17 protein-coding genes, 2 tRNA genes, 1 rRNA gene and 1 pseudogene are annotated in these 20,514 nt (G+C 41.2%); 11 read left to right on the top strand and 10 right to left on the bottom strand.

Annotation, left to right across the window (positions count from 1 at the left end; all coding sequences use genetic code 11):
• Positions 1-39: 39 nt before the first annotated feature.
• Positions 40-1,422: a phosphoglucosamine mutase gene (gene glmM, locus AC5RDS_RS15230; protein WP_022159274.1), complete on the bottom strand. Its 1,383-nt coding sequence runs from the start codon at positions 1,420-1,422 to the stop codon at positions 40-42.
• A gap of 129 nt (positions 1,423-1,551) precedes the next feature.
• Positions 1,552-1,926: a glycine cleavage system protein GcvH gene (gcvH, locus tag AC5RDS_RS15225; RefSeq protein WP_022159273.1), complete on the bottom strand. Its 375-nt coding sequence runs from the start codon at positions 1,924-1,926 to the stop codon at positions 1,552-1,554.
• Between the two features lie 330 nt (positions 1,927-2,256).
• Here gcvH and AC5RDS_RS15220 point away from each other — a divergent pair.
• Positions 2,257-2,330, top strand: a tRNA-Asp gene (locus AC5RDS_RS15220).
• A gap of 27 nt (positions 2,331-2,357) precedes the next feature.
• Positions 2,358-2,431: transfer RNA gene (locus AC5RDS_RS15215), tRNA-Asp, on the top strand.
• A gap of 190 nt (positions 2,432-2,621) precedes the next feature.
• Here the strand turns inward: AC5RDS_RS15215 and AC5RDS_RS15210 are convergent.
• Positions 2,622-3,767 (bottom strand): IS256 family transposase, encoded by a 1,146-nt coding sequence (locus tag AC5RDS_RS15210; RefSeq protein ID WP_087383359.1) that lies wholly within the window; start codon positions 3,765-3,767, stop codon positions 2,622-2,624.
• A 410-nt stretch (positions 3,768-4,177) separates the two neighbouring features.
• Here AC5RDS_RS15210 and AC5RDS_RS15205 point away from each other — a divergent pair, with 410 nt between their 5' ends.
• Positions 4,178-5,485 carry an MATE family efflux transporter gene (locus tag AC5RDS_RS15205; protein WP_494222399.1) on the top strand — a complete coding sequence of 436 codons (1,308 nt, stop codon included), beginning with the start codon at positions 4,178-4,180 and terminating at the stop codon, positions 5,483-5,485.
• Between the two features lie 159 nt (positions 5,486-5,644).
• Here the strand turns inward: AC5RDS_RS15205 and AC5RDS_RS15200 are convergent, their stop codons facing one another.
• The gene (locus AC5RDS_RS15200) at positions 5,645-6,730 is read right to left on the bottom strand and encodes a DUF4934 domain-containing protein (protein ID WP_306446381.1); all 1,086 of its coding nucleotides are present in this window, start codon (positions 6,728-6,730) and stop codon (positions 5,645-5,647) included.
• 314 nt (positions 6,731-7,044) lie between these two features.
• Here AC5RDS_RS15200 and AC5RDS_RS15195 point away from each other — a divergent pair.
• Positions 7,045-8,539: pseudogene (locus AC5RDS_RS15195) on the top strand (alpha-L-arabinofuranosidase C-terminal domain-containing protein).
• A 75-nt stretch (positions 8,540-8,614) separates the two neighbouring features.
• Here AC5RDS_RS15195 and AC5RDS_RS15190 read toward each other — a convergent pair.
• Together AC5RDS_RS15190 and AC5RDS_RS15185 are read right to left on the bottom strand one after the other, a co-directional pair.
• Positions 8,615-9,616 carry an ornithine carbamoyltransferase gene (locus tag AC5RDS_RS15190; protein ID WP_195329066.1) on the bottom strand — a complete coding sequence of 334 codons (1,002 nt, stop codon included), beginning with the start codon at positions 9,614-9,616 and terminating at the stop codon, positions 8,615-8,617.
• A gap of 104 nt (positions 9,617-9,720) precedes the next feature.
• Positions 9,721-10,680, bottom strand: a complete 960-nt coding sequence (locus AC5RDS_RS15185; RefSeq protein ID WP_013612059.1) for a carbamate kinase — start codon at positions 10,678-10,680, stop codon at positions 9,721-9,723.
• A 307-nt stretch (positions 10,681-10,987) separates the two neighbouring features.
• Between AC5RDS_RS15185 and AC5RDS_RS15180 the strand changes: the two genes are divergently transcribed.
• From AC5RDS_RS15180 to AC5RDS_RS15155, 6 genes are all read left to right on the top strand, one after another.
• The gene (locus tag AC5RDS_RS15180) at positions 10,988-11,263 is read left to right on the top strand and encodes an FtsB family cell division protein (RefSeq protein ID WP_239454811.1); all 276 of its coding nucleotides are present in this window, start codon (positions 10,988-10,990) and stop codon (positions 11,261-11,263) included.
• A gap of 4 nt (positions 11,264-11,267) precedes the next feature.
• Entirely contained in the window at positions 11,268-11,693 is a 426-nt protein-coding gene (gene ruvX, locus AC5RDS_RS15175; RefSeq protein WP_013612061.1) for a Holliday junction resolvase RuvX, read from the top strand.
• Positions 11,694-11,706: 13 nt separating this feature from the next.
• On the top strand, positions 11,707-12,261 hold the full coding sequence (def, locus tag AC5RDS_RS15170; protein ID WP_217774306.1) for a peptide deformylase: 555 nt from the start codon (positions 11,707-11,709) through the stop codon (positions 12,259-12,261).
• 145 nt (positions 12,262-12,406) lie between these two features.
• A complete protein-coding gene (locus AC5RDS_RS15165; protein WP_494222398.1) occupies positions 12,407-14,275 on the top strand; it encodes a ComEC/Rec2 family competence protein in 1,869 nt (622 codons plus the stop codon).
• An 84-nt stretch (positions 14,276-14,359) separates the two neighbouring features.
• Complete coding sequence (trkA, locus tag AC5RDS_RS15160) at positions 14,360-15,700, top strand: Trk system potassium transporter TrkA (RefSeq protein WP_118104913.1); 1,341 nt, start codon at positions 14,360-14,362, stop codon at positions 15,698-15,700.
• Between the two features lie 13 nt (positions 15,701-15,713).
• Complete coding sequence (locus AC5RDS_RS15155; RefSeq protein ID WP_494222397.1) at positions 15,714-17,162, top strand: TrkH family potassium uptake protein; 1,449 nt, start codon at positions 15,714-15,716, stop codon at positions 17,160-17,162.
• On the opposite strand, the gene AC5RDS_RS15150 is transcribed toward AC5RDS_RS15155, so the two are convergent.
• The 3 genes from AC5RDS_RS15150 to fsa form a co-directional block, all read right to left on the bottom strand.
• Entirely contained in the window at positions 17,163-17,825 is a 663-nt protein-coding gene (locus AC5RDS_RS15150) for an MgtC/SapB family protein (RefSeq protein WP_013612066.1), read from the bottom strand.
• A gap of 144 nt (positions 17,826-17,969) precedes the next feature.
• A complete protein-coding gene (locus AC5RDS_RS15145; RefSeq protein WP_013612067.1) occupies positions 17,970-18,578 on the bottom strand; it encodes an L-threonylcarbamoyladenylate synthase in 609 nt (202 codons plus the stop codon).
• A gap of 6 nt (positions 18,579-18,584) precedes the next feature.
• A complete protein-coding gene (gene fsa, locus AC5RDS_RS15140; RefSeq protein ID WP_022160998.1) occupies positions 18,585-19,241 on the bottom strand; it encodes a fructose-6-phosphate aldolase in 657 nt (218 codons plus the stop codon).
• 242 nt (positions 19,242-19,483) lie between these two features.
• Between fsa and AC5RDS_RS15135 the strand changes: the two genes are divergently transcribed.
• Entirely contained in the window at positions 19,484-19,669 is a 186-nt protein-coding gene (locus AC5RDS_RS15135) for a hypothetical protein (protein ID WP_140398586.1), read from the top strand.
• Positions 19,670-20,424: 755 nt separating this feature from the next.
• Here AC5RDS_RS15135 and rrf read toward each other — a convergent pair.
• Positions 20,425-20,514, bottom strand: a 5S ribosomal RNA gene (rrf, locus tag AC5RDS_RS15130); the annotation flags it as partial.

Here is a 20,514-nt window from a genome sequence, read left to right as displayed (position 1 = left end):
AGCCTTACGGTCACAGCTTACAGTTCAATTTCTCACGTTCTAAAGCGTACTTTTAGCTGCAGCAATCACTTCCTCAGCCAGTTGATTGGCAGCAGCCTCGTCTTTAGCTTCCGAGTAAATACGGATGATCGGTTCAGTATTCGATTTCCGTAAATGCACCCATCCTTGTGCAAAATCGATTTTTACCCCGTCGATATCTGTCACTTTTTCTGTGGCATATCTCTCTTTCAGCCCTTCCAGAATTTTATCTACATCCATATCGGGGGAAAGGGTCATCTTATTCTTCGAGATAAAATATGGCGGATAGGTACTTTTCAATTCGGTCATCTTCTTACTCTGGGCAACGTAATGGGACAAGAATAATCCAACTCCGACCAAAGCATCCCGCCCGTAATGACTTTCCGGGTAGATCACACCACCATTCCCTTCTCCACCGATCACCGAATGCGTTCGTTTCATCTCGGCAACCACATTCACTTCTCCCACTGCCGCAGCATGATATTGTTGTCCGTAAGCTTCTGTCACATCTTTCAAAGCCCTGGAGGAAGATAAATTAGACACGGTATTCCCTGGGGTGTGTTTCAATACGTAATCAGCTACTGCCACTAAGGTATACTCTTCACCGAACATTTCACCGTTCTCGGAGATCAAAGCCAGCCGATCGACATCCGGATCGACCACGATTCCCAGGTCTGCACGGGATTCTTTCATTTTAGCAGCAATCTGAGTCAGGTTTTCAGGAATCGGTTCCGGATTATGAGCAAAATGTCCGGTAGGCTCACAGTTCAATTCAATGATCTCTTTTACCCCCAAGGCCCGCAATAAAGCCGGAATGACAACACCTCCTACCGAATTTACCGCATCCACGACAATTTTAAGATCAGCCTGAGCTATCGCATCCCGATTCACTAATTTTAACGCCAGCACCTGATTGATATGATATGGGGTATAATCCTTTTCTACAACAGTACCCAACTCATCCACCTCAGCATACTCGAACTCTTCTTTTGCCGCCAATTTCAAGACTTGTTCCCCATCGGCTGCCGATAAAAATTCTCCCCGGCTATTCAATAATTTCAGCGCATTCCATTGCTTTGGATTATGACTGGCTGTCAGAATGATACCTCCATCCGCTTTCTCAGCAGTCACAGCAATCTCTGTTGTCGGCGTCGTGGCTAAACCGATATTGACCACATCGTGTCCCAAACCCGTCAATGTTGCAGCCACCAATTTGGCATACATATCGCCCGACACCCGGGCATCCCTACCCAGAACTATTTTAGCCTTTTTTTTCCCGGCACCTGTCTTCAGCCAGGTTGCATAGGCAGAAACAAACTTCACGATATCCAGCGGGGTAAGATTATCTCCGGGACAACCACCGACAGTTCCCCGGATACCCGAAATTGATTTTATCAAAGTCATATCTTTAAATTTTAGATTTCATTTCAATAGAAATTCAAAATTATAAAAAATCAGTTAGTCCGCCTAATATACATAAAAAAGCTGTATTACTTACACGTAATACAGCCTTAATTATCTCATTCCAAGGACTTAAATTATCGCTTTGTATGCATCAGCATTCAACAGCCCATCCAGTTCAGTCTCATCACTGATTTTAATTTTTACAATCCATCCTTTTCCATACGGATCCTTATTCACTAATTCAGGTTCACCTTCGAGCTCTTCATTAAATTCGAGCACTTCCCCTGCCACCGGTAAATAAAGATCAGAAACAGTTTTCACAGCCTCAACGGTACCGAAAGTTTCACCTGCTTCCAATGCATCTCCGACTGTTTCACATTCAACGAAAACGATATCGCCCAATTGACTTTGAGCATAATCTGTGATTCCTACAACTGCTTCCTCACCTTCTACACGAATCCATTCGTGTTCTTTGGTGTACTTTAATTCTGCTGGTACGTTCATTATTAATGATTTAGATTTAATAATTTTAAATATTTACACATTAGTCTGTCACCGGACTAACCTGAAAACAAATCCAGTTTATTATTTGTTTTAACTAAGGCCAAAGTTAATGAAAAAGTCAAAAAAGCACATTTTTTCCCAAGATTTATTTTCCATCTCTCATTGTTCTCTTCAACCTTCTCATTCTGAATTTCTTATTACAGCTACAAAATAATTTCTACAAAATTTCTTCTCTTTTTTTGATAAAATATTTGCAGATTCAAAAAAACGTCCTACATTTGCACTCGCAATTGAGAACAACAGTGGTTGTTTGATGCATAAATGAAAAAAGGTGCGGTAGTTCAGCTGGTTAGAATACAGGCCTGTCACGCCTGGGGTCGCGGGTTCGAGTCCCGTCCGCACCGCTTTTTTGAAATGATGAAAATAATTTTGGTGCGGTAGTTCAGCTGGTTAGAATACAGGCCTGTCACGCCTGGGGTCGCGGGTTCGAGTCCCGTCCGCACCGCTTGATAAAGAGGAAAAACAAGAAAAGTCCTGAGGTTTAATACTTTGGGACTTTTTCTTTTTCCACTCACCCAAGCGAAAGTACCCGAATCCGGTAGTTCCCAGATAGTGCAGATAGTGTTTCAAAAAGGATAGTGTTTCCAAAAGTGTGTATTGCCCTTCTTTTTTCATCTTTGCAAATCTATCGATTTTTAATAAAATAATGTTGATTCTAAAAAATTATAAATGGGGTATTTATAAATATCTGCATTCTGAGCGACGGTTCCCATTAGTAGAATGACGGCCTTTGGGTTCGGCATGGCACCTCTCATGTTAATCACCCTTTTATAATCCTTGTTCAGCCTTTCGATCCAGTTTGTCGTGTAAATCATACTTCTTATTTCTCTTTCATATTTAAAATAGGTGAAGTAGAACCTGTACCTTTCATGCAGGTATCTTTTCAGAGGCGGGTAACTCTTCTGCCATCTTTGAATGAACTCTTTAAACTTCTCAAATGCCTTTTCTGGTGTAATGTCCCATTGGTCCGGAGAGCAGATCTGTTTAAGTTCTTCCATGACCTGTTTCTTGTCCCTTGGCTTGACTTTACCCGCGATGTTCCTTTTCAGGTGAACGGTACACAGTTGCAGGTCGGCTTTCGGAAAAGTGTCAGCCAGGGTGTTTTCAATCCCGCTTAGACCATCACATACCAGCAAATCGACAACAGCCACGCCTCTTTCTTTCAGATCTTCAAATACGTCTTTCCAGTTCGTGGCGCTTTCGGTGGGGAAGTTTACCACGGTCAAAACTTCCCTTGTCCGGTCTTCCTTTACCCCTAAAACAGTGTAGTAGGCTTCATTGCTCACGCAATCATCGCGGCGCGTGAGGACATAAGTGGCATCGATGTAAAGAATCGGATAACGATGTTCCAGCTTACGACTGAGCCACGCGTTTACATCTTCACGCGCCGTGTTCAGAAGCCGGCTTACCTGGCTTTTACTGTAATGTTTACCGTAAAACTGTTCATAAATCTTACCGACCTGTTCGGTGGTTAGACCGCTGCAATAAAGGCTACTTACCAGTTTCTGAGCTTCTTCTTCCTGATCTTTAAGCACACCAAGAAGCATGGGATAAAAGTTGCTGTTACGGCTGCGCGGAACGCGAAGTTCAAAGACTTTGCCTCCGTGACATACACGACGATCGCGAAAGCCATTACTTACATCAGATGCGCTTTCATTGTGAACACGACGCTCGGAAAGCATCAGACTTTCCAAACCTTGTTTCACCAGACCTTGAAGACCAGATTCGCCATTTGTGATTTCCGAAATTATTTCCGAGATTTGTTCATGTGTAAATTCCATAATTTGTCATTTTTGAAGTTTCCATTGCAAAAATAATAAAACTGGGATTTACACACTTTTGGAAACACTATCTCAAAAAGTGTGTATTTTCCTTGTTTTTCCATCTTTGCAAATCTATTCATTTTTAATAAAACAATCTTGATTCTAAAAAAGTTGGAAACACGATCATCGAAACAGAATTATTTTCTATACTTTTGTCCTGCAATCGCTTAACAAAAAGTATTCACTTCCAATGAAACTCTGTATATAGCTACGCTCGACGAATAGCTCCACATGATAAAGCTATTCAGCTATCAGACAAATATTTCCAAAAATTTGTCCTGAGTTTTATATCCTTTTATTTATGAATTTACGAACTGAGGCAACTGCTTGTGTACAGCAAGTCAGACCGCACTATTTACAGTTGAGCGATGAATTATACCTATAAACAAATCTGGCTCATCAACTTTCCGGTGATGATGAGCATTTTAATGGAACAGCTGATCAATATTACAGATGCAGTCTTTTTAGGCCATGTCGGAGAAATAGAATTAGGAGCTTCTGCCATTGCCGGAATTTATTATCTGGCCGTTTATATGCTTGGGTTCGGATTCAGTATCGGATTGCAAGTGATGATTGCCCGAAAAAACGGAGAACAAGATTACCAAGAAACAGGCAAAATATTTTTTCAAGGGTTATTTTTTCTAATGGGGCTAGCCCTCTTTCTTTACCTAACGGTACATATCGTTTCGCCAGTCATTTTCAAAAGATCGATCAATTCTCCCGAAATTTACCAGGCAATTATCCGATATCTGGATTGGCGTAGCCTGGGATTATTGTTTTCATTTCCTTTTTTAGCTATACGTTCCTTCCTTGTCGGCATAACGTATACCCGGGCTCTATCAGGAGCAGCTATCGTTGCAATAGGAATCAATATTCCTCTCAACTACTTCCTGATATTCATGCAGCATTTAGGCATATCCGGAGCGGCTATCGCCTCTTCACTGGCAGAAGGAGGGTCTTTCATTACCTTATGCATCTATATGTGGATAAAAACAGACAAAATAAAATATGGTTTACGGACAGTCTATGATGGACAATTACTCATCGCAGTACTCAAATTATCGGTATGGAGCATGTCTCATGCTTTTATCAGTGTAGCCCCCTGGTTCCTGTTTTTTGTAGGTATCGAACATTTAGGTAAAACCGAATTAGCTGTTTCTAATATCACCAGAAGTGTCTCCGCTCTATTTTTTGTCATCGTTAATTCCTTCGCTGTCACCACCGGAGCATTAGTCAGTAATTCCATAGGAGCAGGAGAAAAAGCAAATCTCTTCCCTATCTGCCGAAAAATTCTAAAATTGGGGTATTCCATCGGTATCCCCTTGATTGGCATTGTCCTGATCTGCCACCGATCGATTATCGGAATCTATACAACCGATGAATCATTGATACAATCGGCTGTTGCACCTTTGGTTGTCACATTGCTGAATTATTCATTTGCTTTACCCGGTTATGTTTACCTCAATGCAGTCGGTGGTACCGGAAAAACAAAGACCACTTTTATATTTCAGGCCACCGCAACAGGCATATACCTAATTTATCTGTATGGATTAAATAACAGTACAAATACCACACTAACGCTATACTTAACGGCTGAATATCTTTTTGTAATTTTATTGGCCTTACAATCCATCGTCTATCTGAAAAGAAACACTATTAAAAAACAAATAAAATGATGTCGAAAATATATCCTCGTACCGGAGACAAACAAACGGTATACCTACCCGCAAAATCTGTAAACGCATGGACACTATGGTTATAAAGGATTACCCTAAAGTCTCGATGACAGTTTAATATTTTTAAGCTTAACCGCGGAGTATTTCTAGCACCCCGAGTTACTTTTTCATTTTATAAATTAACAAAGCCATCCCATCCTCCAAATGTTTTTCGAACTCTGCATCAGCCCGGGGAAAACCGGATTCGACGTGCTCGTCGTAAAACTCTTTATTGACGATCGCTTCGATAAAATGTCCCTGAGTATCACAGCAATCCGGAAAAGCCATATAAGGAGAGGAAACTTCGGAAGGATTTGCAAGCAACTGCCCGGACGGTACATGAAAAAGATAACATTCGTCCAAATCTTTTTTCCTTACTTCCATTGCGATATAGTCTCCGTCAACAACCGGAGTTTCGTATATATAGTTACAAGAACCTCCGATTATCAAGTCATAGTCCCCGCGGTAAGATTCCGGAATCTGATTCACACCGAAATCGATCCGGATTCTTCTCAGACTATCCGGATTTGCTTTATCCAGTGTAACGAACGAATCGTTCATACACCAATTAAAAACCACCTCCCGGTCGTTTGAAGTAAAATAGACCTCTTTTCCTATAGGATCGCCTTCTTCCTCAAAAGGCAACAGGCGTTGAATAATATTCAGATCGTTGTCCGTAATCAAAAGACGATAAGAAGGTTGAGAGGGGGGTAAATGCCCATCTTTGAAAAAACAAAAAGTAAAAATCATCCGTCCCCGGCTCAAAGTCTCGAAATCCCAAGCAATAAAAGCCATTCTTTTCTTGGCAACATAGGCCCCCGTCCGGTTGTCAAAAACATGAAGACCGGGCAGAAAAGTATCTAACACATAAAGACAGGAGTCGTCGACGGCAAAACTTTTGATCTGAAGATACTCTCCACTGCCACGCCCCTGCCGGTCGATCACATACTGAAACCTTCCTATTGTATCATAGACAACTATTTTGTGATTGGAAAAATCCCCCAGATAGATCTTATCTTCCCTGCAAACCATTTTATTTACATAAGCCAGTAAAGCTTCGTCTTTATCTTCCAATTTCAAGTATTTTACAGTATCGATATATTCCAGGATAGGTGTGTTAACAGAAGGGGGAAAAGATATCGTCAGATCTGCATTCACTTCCTTATTTCCGCATCCCTCTTCGCAAGCGTATAGACTGCATACCATAAGCAAAAAAATACAAACGTTCCTCATCTTTCTAAAAAATTATCCACCCCCTATCAACTTGCTTTTGCTCAAGTCAATTTCAAAGGTTATTGCCTTACATTTATGTCTGCAATATACCTAAAATTATACATTTCCCCCAATTCATCGATTTAAAATTATGCTGATTATCCCTTCTCCCTCAGCACAACAAACATAAGTGTTGAAATTACGTTTTTATAATGTTTAGCTATACACTGACCTTTTACAAGTATTTTTCTACCTAAAAAATAAATTTTTGAATGTATTATTACATAAAATTCAAAATTTGCCAAACAATGATAAAACTCAACAGATTATTTACAGGCTTATTTTTGTCCGCCCACCTATTGGTACAAAGTCAAATCCACGAAATGAACATTTCGACCAACAAACCGGGAGCTCCCATTCAGCTTACCATGTACGGTCTCTTTTTTGAAGACATCAATTATGGTGCAGACGGAGGATTGTATGCAGAATTAATCAAAAACCGCTCTTTCGAATTCCCTTAATCTTTGATGGGCTGGCAAACATTCGGAAAGCTAGAAGTAAAGAATGACGGTCCGTTCGAATACAACCCTCATTATGTTCGCCTCTCTCCCTCCGGTTATCCCCATAAATGGACAAGCCTGGAAAATGAAGGTTATTTCGGTATCGGTGTAAAAAAAGGAGAACAATACCGCTTCAGCGTCTGGACACGTATACCTGACGGGAAAGAAGCTGTAAATTACCAAAGTTACGGTTGGGGATTTTTTGAGTTTTTCCAATTAGCCGAAGAAATCGGAGCGACACCACTTCCGGTTTTAAGCTATGGCCCGGCTTGCCAGTTCCAGAATAACGATGCTTCTGCTCACATAGCTCCCGACGATCTCGCTCCTTATATTCAGAATGCTTTGGATTTGATCGAGTTCGCTAACGGTACTCCGACTCCGAGTACAACCTGGGGCAAAATACGGGCAGAAATGGACCATCCGGAATACCTATCCGGAAATTCAGATTATCGGCAGTTCGGGTCCGAATTCCGAAGGAGATCAATTCGACTATCTATGGCCGGAAATAAAACGCCTACAAGTAGACCTGGTCAACGAATATTTTTACAGACCGGAAAGCTGGTTTTTATCCCAAGGTAACCGGTATGATCGATATGACCGTAAAGGTCCTAAAGTTTTAGCAGGAGAGTATGCTTGTCATGGTCAGGGGAAAAAATGGAATCATTTCAATGCAGCACTTTTGGAAACAGCCTTTATGACGGGAATGGAACGGAACGCCGACGTAATCCACATGGCCACTTATGCACCACCTCTCTTTGCCCGTACAGAGGGATGGCAATGGCGACCGGATATGATTTGGTTCGACAATCTACATGCCGTACGCACTAGTAGTTATTATGTACAACAACTATTTTCGAGAAATAAAGGTAATCAGGTACTCCCCCTAACGATGAATCAAAAGCCTGTTGCCGGCAATGACGATCAGTACGGCCTCTTTGCCAGCGCGGTTTGGGATAACGATACCCGGGAAATTATTGTGAAGGTAGTCAATACTTCCGGGCAACCTCAGAAGCTGGCATTCAATTTCGACGGATTGACCCCCCAGGAAAGACTGACAAACGGAACTTGCATCCAACTCCGGTCCAATGAACCGAGACTAGAAAACACCCTGGAGCAGCCCAATTTGATCCAACCGGACGAATTTCCGATTCAATTTTCCGGCAAAACGCTGCAGCAAACCATTCCTGTCAATACTTTTGCTATCTATAAATTCCAAAAAGAAATAGCAGGACCAATAAGATAAGTTAACCTTCGGTTACTGAAAACAAAAAAACGTGCCAGGGAAAACCTGACACATTTCTTTTGCCGAGAACTCATTTTAGTCACCCAGAGTGGCAACCATCACAGCTTTAATCGTATGCATACGGTTTTCAGCTTCATCGAATACGATAGAATTCGGAGATTCGAATACATCTTCCGTCACTTCGATACCGTTCAGGCCGAATTGTTTATGTACATCACGACCTACCTGAGTTTCCAGATTATGGTAAGCGGGCAGACAGTGCATAAATTTACAATTCTTATTTCCTGTCATTTCCATCACTTTTGCATTCACCTGATAAGGCATCAACAATTTAATCCGTTCTGCCCATACTTCGGCAGGTTCTCCCATAGATACCCATACATCGGTATATAAGAAATCACATCCTTTCACTCCGGCTTCTACATCATCGGTTACAGTCACCGTTGCACCCGTTTCCTTTGCAATCTCCTGGCAAGTAGCGATCAATTCGGCAGCCGGTTGTAAAGCTTTAGGTGCAACAATCCGAACATCCATACCCATTTTAGCACCACCGACCATCAAAGAATTACCCATATTGAAACGAGCATCTCCCAAATAAGCAAAAGTTACTTTGTTCAGGGGTTTATCGGTATGTTCCGACATAGTCAGGAAGTCAGCCAGGATCTGAGTCGGATGGAATTCATTGGTCAAACCGTTCCAAACAGGTACACCGGCATATTTAGCCAATTCTTCAACAACATCCTGAGCAAATCCACGATATTCGATACCATCGTACATTCTCCCGAGTACACGGGCCGTATCTTTCATCGATTCTTTCACACCTATCTGCGATCCGGTAGGTCCCAGATAGGTGGCATGAGCACCCTGATCATAGGCAGCCACTTCAAAAGCACAACGGGTACGGGTTGAAGTCTTTTCAAATATTAAAGCGATATTTTTACCTTTCAAACGGGGCTGTTCAGTTCCGGCATATTTTGCTCTTTTCAGATCGGCAGCCAGATCCAACATGTATTTAATCTCTGCGGGGGTGAAGTCCAACAACTTCAGAAAATTCCTGTTTCTTAAATTAAAAGCCATAATCTTCTTTATTTTAAATTGTAAATTTCAGATTCCAAAATCCTGGTAATGGACAAAAGTATAAAAAATAAACTAATTCTAACACTAATTTCGTACACCTATTCTTAATCGTAATGCATGGTAATTTTAGAACCGTAACGACGGTCTTCCAGCTTGGTAGCTTCGGTGATTACCGCTTTCTGTCCACCTTTCTCGACAAAAGAAAGACAAGCCCGGATCTTCGGTGCCATACTTCCTTCTCCGAAAGTCCCGGCTTCCAGATATTTCATCGCATCGGCATAATCGAGGAACTCCAAAACCTCTTGGGTCGGTTTACGGAAATCTTTATAAATATAAGGGACATCGGTCAGAATATACAACTCATCGGCTTTCACCCTTGCTCCGATCATTGCCGAAGCCAAATCCTTATCGATCACTCCTTCGAGCGGCTGCAACATTCCTTCCCCATCCACATATACAGGGATACCGCCACCTCCACCGGTGATCACAATACTTCCCGAACGAGCCATCCGTTCCACCAAAGCAGCATTTTTAAAATCGATAGGGGCAGGAGACGGTACTACTCTTCTCCACCCTCCTTCTACTTTAATCTCTTCTTTAAAAATCCATCCATGTTCTGCAGCCAATTTATCTGCTTCTTCGCGGGTATAAATTCTACCAACCCGTTTAGTCGGATTCTGTAATGCCGGATCGTGCTCGTCGACAACAACCTGAGAAATCATAGAAACAACATGCCGGGTAAGTCCGTGTTCCCGGAGTATATTCCGCAAATTTCTCTCGATCATATAGCCGATCTCACCTTGTGAATAAGCCACACACATATCCAATGTCATGGGAGGTAACCCATACATTTTTACTCCGGCATCGTCACTCATCAGGATATTTCCTACCTGAGGACCGTTTCCGTGAGTAATAATCAGATTATACCCTTCACGAACCAGATAAATCAGATTCTCCAAAGTCTCCCGGATATTTTGGTTCTGTTCTTCGACAGTACCTTTCTGATTGCCTCTCAGTATGGCATTTCCCCCCAAAGCAATCACAGCTAATTTCTTTTCTTCCATATATTTCCTTTTAAATTGTTTCTAATTTCATCGTTCTCATTTTATTTCTTAACTAAAACCAGACGACAGATTCATATTCTTTACTTTCAGGAGCACATCCTCCTCTACAAATTTAGGAAAATAAGCTGTTCGAAAAATAGCAAAATGACGATTTTCAGCAACTGCAAACGTTTGATAATCAACAACAGGTATAATTATTCCGTGGATTTTTATAATTATGCGGCGCAAAATCGGAACTTTGATCGTTTTTTCTTATCTTTGCAAAACTATGCAAGAAAAGGATAAAAACACGAGTAACAGCGTTTGGGTGAGCAGATTAATGAACAAATATACCATTACCCTGCTTATTTTTTTGGTGTGGCTTGCTTTTTTTGACCGGAACAGCCTGGTAGGTAAAATGCAATTGCGAGGAAAAATCGCCACTTTGAAAAAAGAAAAAGCTTACTACCAGAATAAGATAGAAGAAGATAACCGGAAAATGAAGGAATTATTGAGTAATAAAGATAATCTCGAGAAATTTGCCAGAGAACAATACCTTATGAAAAATAAAAACGAAGATATCTTTGTTATCGTAAATAAATAGGAACGTGGGAAGAATACTGGCCATCGATTACGGGAAAAAAAGAGTCGGTTTAGCAGTGAGCGATCCTTGCGGAATTATAGCAACAGGCTTGCAAACCGTTTTATCTCAAGAGATATTCCGATTTCTGGAAGCATATTTATCCCATGAAAAAGTAGATCTTTTTGTTGTCGGTCACCCCAAACAGATGGATAACAGCGACTCGGAAAGTATGACCTATATCAAGCCTTTCCTGAGTGGTTTGAAACGCAGATTCCCGCATATCCCCATAGTCATGTATGACGAACGCTTTACTTCTGTTCTGGCTCATAAAGCCCTCTTAGAAGGAGGTGCCAAAAAAAAGACACGTCAGGATAAAGCTTTAATCGACACGATGAGTGCAACCATTATCCTGACTTCTTACATGGAACAACAACGGAATTTAAAAATTTAAAAGCTTTACATATATGTTTTTACCTATAGTAGTCTACGGACACCCGATCTTACGTAAAATTTCAGAAGATATCACCCCCGAATACCCCGAACTGGATAAATTCATCCGGGATCTTTTTCAAACGATGGACGAAGCAGACGGAGTCGGCCTGGCAGCTCCGCAAGTCGGACGAAATATCCGTATATTCGTTGTCGATGCAAATGCTTTCGAAGAAATGGATCCTGATTGTAAAGGTTTCAGAAAAGCCTTTATCAATGCGCATATCCTCGAACGTTGGGGAGATGAAATCAGCCGCAACGAAGGATGTATCAGTATCCCCGGCATCCACGAAGACGTCAAACGACCCGACTGTATACGAATCAGCTATATGGACGAGCAAGGACAAGAACACGAAGAGGAGTTTTGCGGTATTAAAGCCTGGATCATCCAACACGAATATGATCACCTGGAAGGTATTCTGTTTACAGATCATCTGTCTGCTTTAAAAAAGAGAATTCTGAAAAATAAGCTGAATAATATCAGTACCGGAAAATTCAAACCTGCTTATCGGGTAATTCTTCCCAAATAAACCGCTCAAAATATTGGATAATTGAAAATTTTTCCGTAATTTATACAAGAAAAATTTTCAATTATTTTATGCAGGTGTAACTTTCAATTATAAGTATCCTTTTATCTATCTGTTAGCGGCTCTTATCGGAGGTATTCTTATCGATATGCCGTTGATAGCGGCTATTTATTGTTTCTTCATCGGCCTGTTTCTTGTTTTACTAAGTTTCATTTTTCAATTGTCTCCCGGCTGGAAAGAACTATTTTTAATTGTAACGGTCCTAAATTACGGATTCGTTATTTCTGCTCCGCCTCTTTTTACTCCTTTTCCCGACAAAATCTATCGCATCGATGGCCGGTGTAATGAAATACTCCCACACCATAATCTGATCTTATCCGTGAGCAATCAAAACTACTATCTCAGTCATTTTTATACCGATACCATTTATATGCCTGGCGACTCCCTGCATTTCAATGCCCGTATACTCCCTTTCCGACAGAATGCCAATCCCGGTGAATTCAGTTATGCCCGCTATTTAAAACAAAAAAACGTTTTTTTTCATCTACTACCGGTTAGTCCCATCCGGCAAAACGGTCATTCGGACGATTTATACACCGTTTTCGATCACCTTCGCAAGAAATGGCTAAGTAAGACCCAACGGTTATTTTCAGACTCAACCTGTTGCCAACTCGTAAACGCTCTCTGTCTGGGATATAAAAACGACCTCGACAGCGAGGTACAAAATCTGTTTATCTCGACGGGAACAGTCCATCTTTTATCGGTCTCCGGTCTGCATACCGGTGCTATTTACTTATTTATACTGTTTATTTTCAAAAGTATCGGTTTCCCTTCCCGTAAAATTACTTTTGTGGTACTCCCGATTCTTTGGTGTTACGTTTGTCTCACCGGTTTATCCCCATCCGTTGTCAGGGCTGCAACGATCCTTTCTTTTATTCATATCGGTCAATATTTCAACCGATCCTATACCCCTCTGAACTCTGTTGCAGCAGCAGCTTTTCTAACCTTATCGTTTCATCCCTCGAATTTGTATTCACTCAGTTTCCTGTTATCGTACAGCGCTTATACCGGTATACTGACTATTTATCCTTTTTTATATCGATTTGCCGGAAAGCTCCCCCTTTTTCCGGCTAAAATATATGCCTGTTGCTGTATTACAATTGCAGCTCAATTGCCGACTCTTCCCATCAGCGCCTATTATTTCCATACGATCAATTTGAACGGCTTCTTAGCCAACCTGGTCGCGGTTCCATTAGCTACTTTTCTGCTCTATGCCGCCATGCTTTGTCTGATACTCCCCTTTCTACTCAGTCAGTACCTGGCCTGGATTCCGGAAGTGACAGAAAAAATAATCATGGGATTTCTGCATATCTTCGCTCCTTACAGTTTCAACCTGCATCACTTGTATCCCTCTGTTCCCACCGTTTTATTGTCCTATATCAGTTTGATTTTTCTATATCTCTATTTCACCAAACCCGGGAAAAAATGGAGAAGATATTCCATGCTCACTCTCTTTATTCTCTTATGCTGGCATATATCCTCCCATTTTTATCTTGCCAATCGCCAGGAAATCATCGTATTTCAACTTCCTCAAAAAAGTGCTATCATACTGAATTATAAGGGATATTATACTTATTTACTCCGGTCTTCCGACAGCCTCCCGCAAACGCAACCCTATATCGCTCAGAACAATCTCCGGTCATTACCCGACCATCAAGGCTTTCTGGGTAACGGACTCAGCTATCATTCCGGACAGCTCTGTTCTTTAAAAGACACACTGACAATCGCATCCGCCTCAAATCTTCCCCTAACGAAAGGTCAGATACTAATCGTAACCCATAATCTCAGTCCGGAAAAAATATTTTCTCCTGAAGAACACCGATATCCGGCACAAATAGTCCTTGACGGTTCCAATACAGCATTTAACATTCGTTTATGGGACAAATTTTGCCGTCAGCATCATCTCACCCTCATCAACACGGCAGAAACCGGAAGCTTCCGGTATTCCCTCCGATAAAGTTTTAGTATAAACACTGGCTTAATCTATTATTTTCAGTAAATTTGCAATCCAATAAAATGAAATCAAAATATTTCACAAACAATGAACATCGTTATCGCCGGAGCTGGAGCTGTCGGTACACATTTGGCTAAGATGCTTAGCCGGCAAGAACACAACATTATGCTGATCGATACAAATCAGGATAAACTGGAAGATCTGGAAAGCCAGATCGATATCCTCTCTATCGTCGGTTCGTGTACTTCAATCGGTGCTCTGAAAGATGCAGAAGTCGGAAAATGTGATTTATATATTGCTGTAAATCCTCAGGAAGATCAGAATATCAATTCTGCTATATTGGCCAAAAAACTAGGAGCTAAACGAACGATCGCCCGGGTCAATAACAGTGAATATCTGGAAATCGAAAATGCAGAATACCTGCGTTCTATCGGTATCGATTCACTGATCTATCCGGAACGGTTGGCAGCCGAAGAAATCGTTGCTTCGCTAAAACAAATCGGTTCCAGGCAGATGCATGAGTTTTCGGACGGACGTCTGCAATTGCTAGGGATAAAACTTTGGGATAATGCGCTTATCCTCAATCATACCTTGATCAAAATGGCAGAAATCTATGGAGCCGATCAGTTCCGGATCGTTGCCATCAAACGCCACAACCATACCATCATCCCCCGGGGAAACGACGAATTGAAATATGGAGATCTGGTTTTTATCGTCACCCGACCTTCTTTTATTCCGAATGTTTTCGCCTTATGTGGTAAAGAACAATTTGAAATCAAAAATATAGTAATTGTCGGAGCTTCCAGAATAGGTATAAAAACAGCCTCTCTGCTGGAAAAAAATTACCATGTCAAGATTATCGAGAAAGACCGTGAAAAATGCATCCAACTGGCCGACAAACTAAAATCTACGCTGGTGATTAACGGGGACGGACGAGATCTTACTTTACTGAGGGAAGAAGGTATTAAAAATGTAGACGCTTTTATCAGTCTGACAGGTTCTTCAGAAACCAATATATTGTCTTGCCTCTTAGCTAAAAAAATGGGGGTCAAGAAAAGTGTAGCCGAAGTGGAAAATATCGATTACATCGACCTGGCAGAAAATATCGGAATCGGTACGTTAATCAATACCAAACTGATTGCAGCCTCCCATATTTACCGTTACACCATGAATGTCGATGTCCGCCATCTGAAATTTTTAACTTTTTCAGAAGCAGAAGTATTCGAACTGGAAGCTCAGCCTGGGTCTAAAATCACAAAGTATTCTTTACAAGATGTTCACTTCCCGGACGATGCTACTGTCGGGGGAGTATTCCGGGGCGACGAAACCATTATAGCTAAAGGTGATGTGCAGATACAGGCCGGGGATACGGTAGTGATCTTTGCTCTGCAAAATGCTGTCAAAAAAGTAATTAAATATTTCCAATAAATTTTTTCAGAAGATGATAAACTTTCGTTTTATCGCCAATCTGATGGGAAGGCTGTTACTAATCGAGAGTGCCTTCTTATTGTTATGTGTCCTGATTGCTTTAATTTATGGTGAACACGATGCATCGGCTTTTTTTTATACCTCCCTGATCACCATGAGTGCCGGTTTCCTGTTGTCTAAACTGATAAAAATCAAAGATCGGGTACTGGCCAAAAAAGATGGTTATTTCATGGTAACGATGGTATGGATCATCTTCTCCCTTTTCGGTAGCCTACCTTATATGATCGGGAATACAATCCCTTCCTTTGCAGATGCCTTTTTTGAAACCATGTCGGGGTTCACCACGACGGGCTCTTCTATTCTGAATCATGTTGAAGCACTTCCTCATGCCACCTTATTTTGGCGTTCCCTGACCCAATGGCTGGGAGGATTAGGGATTATTATGCTATTTATCGCCATATTACCGAGTCTCGGAATAGAGGGACGGGATCTTTATGTGGCAGAAGTCCCAGGGCCTACACACAATAAAACTTCATTTACCTTTACTTCCTCTGCCCGGCAAATGTGGATTCTCTATACCATCCTGACACTTTTGCAAACCCTTTTGCTCCTATTCGGAGGAATGAATCTCTTCGATGGTATCTGTCATGCATTCACCACGATGGCCACCGGAGGATTCTCGACCAAACAAAATAGTATCGCTTATTGGGATTCCGCTTATATCCAATATGTCATCATCATTTTTACTTTTATGGCAGGTACCAATTTCGGACTTTTACATACAGCTATCCGTGGTAATTGGAAGAAACTGATCCAGGATAATGAATTTCAACTCTATTTCATGCTTGTCGTGCTAGCCAGCGTTGTGATCGGTATAGGACTTTACGTCATCGGCTGGGCAGATTTCGAGAAGAGTATGCGTGATGCCACCTTTCAGGTAGTCACTTTAATTACGACAACGGGATTCGCAACCGCCGATTATCTGCTTTGGCCCCCCTTGTTAGGCTTGATTCTGTTTTTACTTCTTTTCGTCGGAGCCTCAGCCGGTTCTACAGCCGGAGGAATGAAAGTCGTACGGGTTTATCTGCTATTTAAAAATTCTTTTGTAGAGTTAAAGCGTATTATTCACCCCAATGGTATTATCAATGTCAAATACAACAATAAAAGCGTCCATCCCAATATAATGACGGGGATTATGGCTTTTGCCATTTTATTCATGATTGTATTTACCATCGGGAGTCTGATCATGACCATCTTTACGGAAGATATCATTACCGCCTGCAGTGCCGTCGTCAGCTCGATGAGTAATGTAGGTCCCGGATTCGGCAGTGTCGGTCCGATGTTTTCCTATGCGCACCTGAATGATTTTGCCAAATTATTCCTGGCTTTTTTAATGCTGGTAGGACGTCTGGAGATCTTTACCGTCATGGTGCTGTTTACAAAAGCTTTCTGGAGAAAATAATCAGGCTATCCGTTCTAAAGTCAGATCGGGCAAACTTTGCATAAACTGAAATAATTCACTCTCATCCAGATAGCGTTTGGTCTTGATCACCATCGTTACATGGTATAAATCGGCATGTTCGAGAGGCTCGTGTTGCATATCATAACTGGCAATCCGATAATTTCTCAAATGTAGTTCATTGGTCACCCGCTTCAAATTTTCTTTATCGGTAGTGGCAAATACCAGCAATGAACTATGTTCTCCTACATTTTTAAAAATAATAGTCAGAAATTCAAGTCCTATTAAAGTCAGGATCATGGCGAATACTCCGATCCAATACATACCTCCTCCGACAGCCAGTCCGATACCCGAAGTTGCCCATAAACCGGCAGCCGTCGTTAAGCCTCGTACAAACTGTTTTTGAATCAGAATAGTCCCTGCTCCGATAAAACCGATACCACTGACCACCTGAGCAGCCACTCGACTCGGATCCAAACCATAACCCGGCTTAGCCAAGACATCGGCAAATCCATATTGTGATACAATCATAATCAAAGCACTTCCCAAAGCAACCAAAAAGTGCGTCCTCAATCCCGCCTCCTTAGCCCGATACTCCCGATCCCAGCCGATCACCCCTCCCAAAACTCCAGCTAACAATAACCGAAAAATACAGTCCCAAAGCATAAAAACCTCCTTTCAATAACCTTTACTATCCCATTACGTTCTATCTGATCAAACGTTTCTTTTCTACGACAAAAAGAATGCCAAAAAAAGCTGTCCCATATACCCGGAACAGCCTTCATTTCTTTTCTCCTCTGCTTCCTGCTTTCACTTCAATTCTCCGATTCCTTGCCGGATGACTTCTATCCGGTCATCGGTACAATCGACAACTGTCGAGGCAACATTCTGTCCAAAACCACCGTCGATCACCAAATCCACCAATTTCTCATATTTTTCATGAATCAATTCAGGATCGGTCATATATTCAACCACCTCGTCTTCAGCTTTAACCGAAGTAGTCAGTAAAGGATTACCCAGTTCTTCAACAATAGACATCACGATATAATTATCCGGAATCCGGATACCGATAGTCTTCCGCCTATTGATCATCACATTAGGCAATTTATTAGTTGCCGGCAATACAAAAGTAAAAGGCCCGGGTAGATTACGTTTCATCACCTTAAAAACCTCGTTATTTACTTTCGCATAAGCAGCGATATTCGACAGATCCCGGCAAATCATCGAAAAATTGGCTTTCTCAGGTTTGATATTTTTCAACTGGCAAACACGCTGCACAGCTTTGACATTATTAATGTCACAACCGATCGCATAAATTGTATCCGTCGGATAGATAATAATGCCACCGGCTTTCAACACCTCTACAACTTTAAGGATATCCCGGGTATTAGGATTATCCTCAAATAATTTGATATACATGAAGCGTCAACCGTTTACCTTTTTGTAATCTTCCAGGAATTTAGCCAGTCCACTATCTGTCAACGGATGATTCAGTAATCCTTTGATAGCAGCCAACGGACAGGTTGCGACATCGGCACCAGCCTCTATACACTGAATGATGTGTTGCGTATTCCGGATCGAAGCAGCCAGAACCTGAGTATGGAAACCATAATAACTGTACATATCCACGATCTTACTAACCAACTCGATACCATCACTACAAATATCGTCCAGACGGCCCACAAAAGGAGATACATAGGTAGCTCCGGCTTTTGCAGCCAATAAAGCCTGTCCCGGAGAAAATACTAAAGTACAATTGGTACGGATACCTTTTCCGGTAAAATATTTTATAGCTTTAATCCCTTCGGCAATACAAGGAACTTTGACTACAATATTCGGATGCAAAGCGGCCAATTCTTCTCCTTCTTTTATCATTCCCTCATAATCGGTAGCAATCACTTCAGCACTCACATCTCCCTGGACGATATTACAAATATCGACATAATGTTTTTTACAATTCTCCACTCCTTTAATCCCCTCTTTAGCCATCAACGATGGATTGGTCGTCACTCCATCCAACACTCCCAGATCATTTGCTTCTCTGATTTGATCCAAATTAGCCGTGTCAATAAAAAATTTCATAGGTTTTATTTTTAAAAAGTTTGCAGTTTTTATAAATCACGTAACAAAATTAGAATATTCCGCTCAATAAAGCTATTATATTCTGATATTTTTCAATTTATAAAAACGGGGAATTCGGCAAAACAAACCTATTTTTTACTTCAGATGTTATAAAATACTTCAGAAAAAACTCTAATCCGACAAACAAATATTTTATCTATACACAAACCATTCGGTAAAGTATTACCGTATATACTCTTAACATGATGTCGAAAAAAATATCATATCAAAGCCAACGGGATTGTCTCCATGTATGCCTGATCCTGATCATCCTGTTCAGTTTCGCTTATTATGAAGCTGAACGAAAAAATTCAGTGTCTCCTCCGGAAGAAAATCAGATAACTACGACTGATTCGATCACTCCTTCCAGATTTGTCAACAGTTATTGAATATTATTCCCCAGCTTTTAAAGCTTCGAAAGGATTACGTATGATAGTTTTCCAGCTACTTATACAAACAAGCAAAGCAATCCAGACCAATATCCCCGACACGGTATATATATTTTATCTCATACCCAAAAGGGATTTCTTTAGAACGTCTTTCCCCTTGTACCATAAAAAGGACGACAAAATTACTGACGGAAATAAATAAAATCAATAATCCGATACAACTCATAAATAGAATCCCAACCATCCCGGCTCCGGTTTTAAAATCAAAATCGGCTAAAGTCGACAAATGAATAGAAGTTAAAGGTTCCAGCTCACTCCCTGTTTGTATATTTCAAGGTATTATACCCCTCTAATACTTTTCGATTGACCCGGTTAGATTTTTCTACTGCCTTCTCTAAGTGGACACCTTTCCTAAATTTCAGATAAATAAAGAACTCCAAGCCATCATAATCAGCTACATCCGGAGTCATGGATTCCAGATATTCAAAATTAAAATGACTGTTCTGTGGAAGATCCTCAATCACAGCAATCACCTGACAAGGGACTCGTTCACTATCATTCAAAAATTGTCCGGTAGGATCGACATTTTTGACAAATGAAATTCCATGCGATAGTGTTTCTAAAAGGGGGCTTAACATGAGGGGGCATACCCAATGCATTTACCTTCCCTCCTTCTTCTTCAGCCAGTATCTGTTTGGTTTAGTCAGTATAATCAGATAAAAAAAAGCGAGTCACTTTCGTAACTCGCTTTCATAATTCGGCGCCAACCTACTCTCCCACCATAAGGCAGTACCATCGGCACTCAGGGGCTTAACTTCTCTGTTCGGAATGGAAAGAGGTGGATC

Source organism: Odoribacter sp., assembly GCF_985060555.1.
The sequence above is the reverse complement of the archived record's forward strand: the minus strand, read 5'-3'. Positions and strand labels throughout refer to the sequence as shown.

Bases quoted from the DNA above. Each gene is read 5' to 3' on its own strand.
- glmM (WP_022159274.1), bottom strand. From the start codon at position 1,422: ATGACTTTGATAAAATCAATTTCGGGTATCCGGGGAACTGTCGGTGGT.
- gcvH (WP_022159273.1), bottom strand. From the start codon at position 1,926: ATGAACGTACCAGCAGAATTAAAGTACACCAAAGAACACGAATGGATT.
- AC5RDS_RS15210 (WP_087383359.1), bottom strand. From the start codon at position 3,767: ATGGAATTTACACATGAACAAATCTCGGAAATAATTTCGGAAATCACA.
- AC5RDS_RS15205 (WP_494222399.1), top strand. From the start codon at position 4,178: ATGAATTATACCTATAAACAAATCTGGCTCATCAACTTTCCGGTGATG.
- AC5RDS_RS15200 (WP_306446381.1), bottom strand. From the start codon at position 6,730: ATGGTATGCAGTCTATACGCTTGCGAAGAGGGATGCGGAAATAAGGAA.
- AC5RDS_RS15190 (WP_195329066.1), bottom strand. From the start codon at position 9,616: ATGGCTTTTAATTTAAGAAACAGGAATTTTCTGAAGTTGTTGGACTTC.
- AC5RDS_RS15185 (WP_013612059.1), bottom strand. From the start codon at position 10,680: ATGGAAGAAAAGAAATTAGCTGTGATTGCTTTGGGGGGAAATGCCATA.
- def (WP_217774306.1), top strand. From the start codon at position 11,707: ATGTTTTTACCTATAGTAGTCTACGGACACCCGATCTTACGTAAAATT.
- AC5RDS_RS15165 (WP_494222398.1), top strand. From the start codon at position 12,407: ATGCCGTTGATAGCGGCTATTTATTGTTTCTTCATCGGCCTGTTTCTT.
- trkA (WP_118104913.1), top strand. From the start codon at position 14,360: ATGAACATCGTTATCGCCGGAGCTGGAGCTGTCGGTACACATTTGGCT.
- AC5RDS_RS15155 (WP_494222397.1), top strand. From the start codon at position 15,714: ATGATAAACTTTCGTTTTATCGCCAATCTGATGGGAAGGCTGTTACTA.
- AC5RDS_RS15150 (WP_013612066.1), bottom strand. From the start codon at position 17,825: ATGCTTTGGGACTGTATTTTTCGGTTATTGTTAGCTGGAGTTTTGGGA.
- AC5RDS_RS15145 (WP_013612067.1), bottom strand. From the start codon at position 18,578: ATGTATATCAAATTATTTGAGGATAATCCTAATACCCGGGATATCCTT.
- fsa (WP_022160998.1), bottom strand. From the start codon at position 19,241: ATGAAATTTTTTATTGACACGGCTAATTTGGATCAAATCAGAGAAGCA.
- AC5RDS_RS15135 (WP_140398586.1), top strand. From the start codon at position 19,484: ATGATGTCGAAAAAAATATCATATCAAAGCCAACGGGATTGTCTCCAT.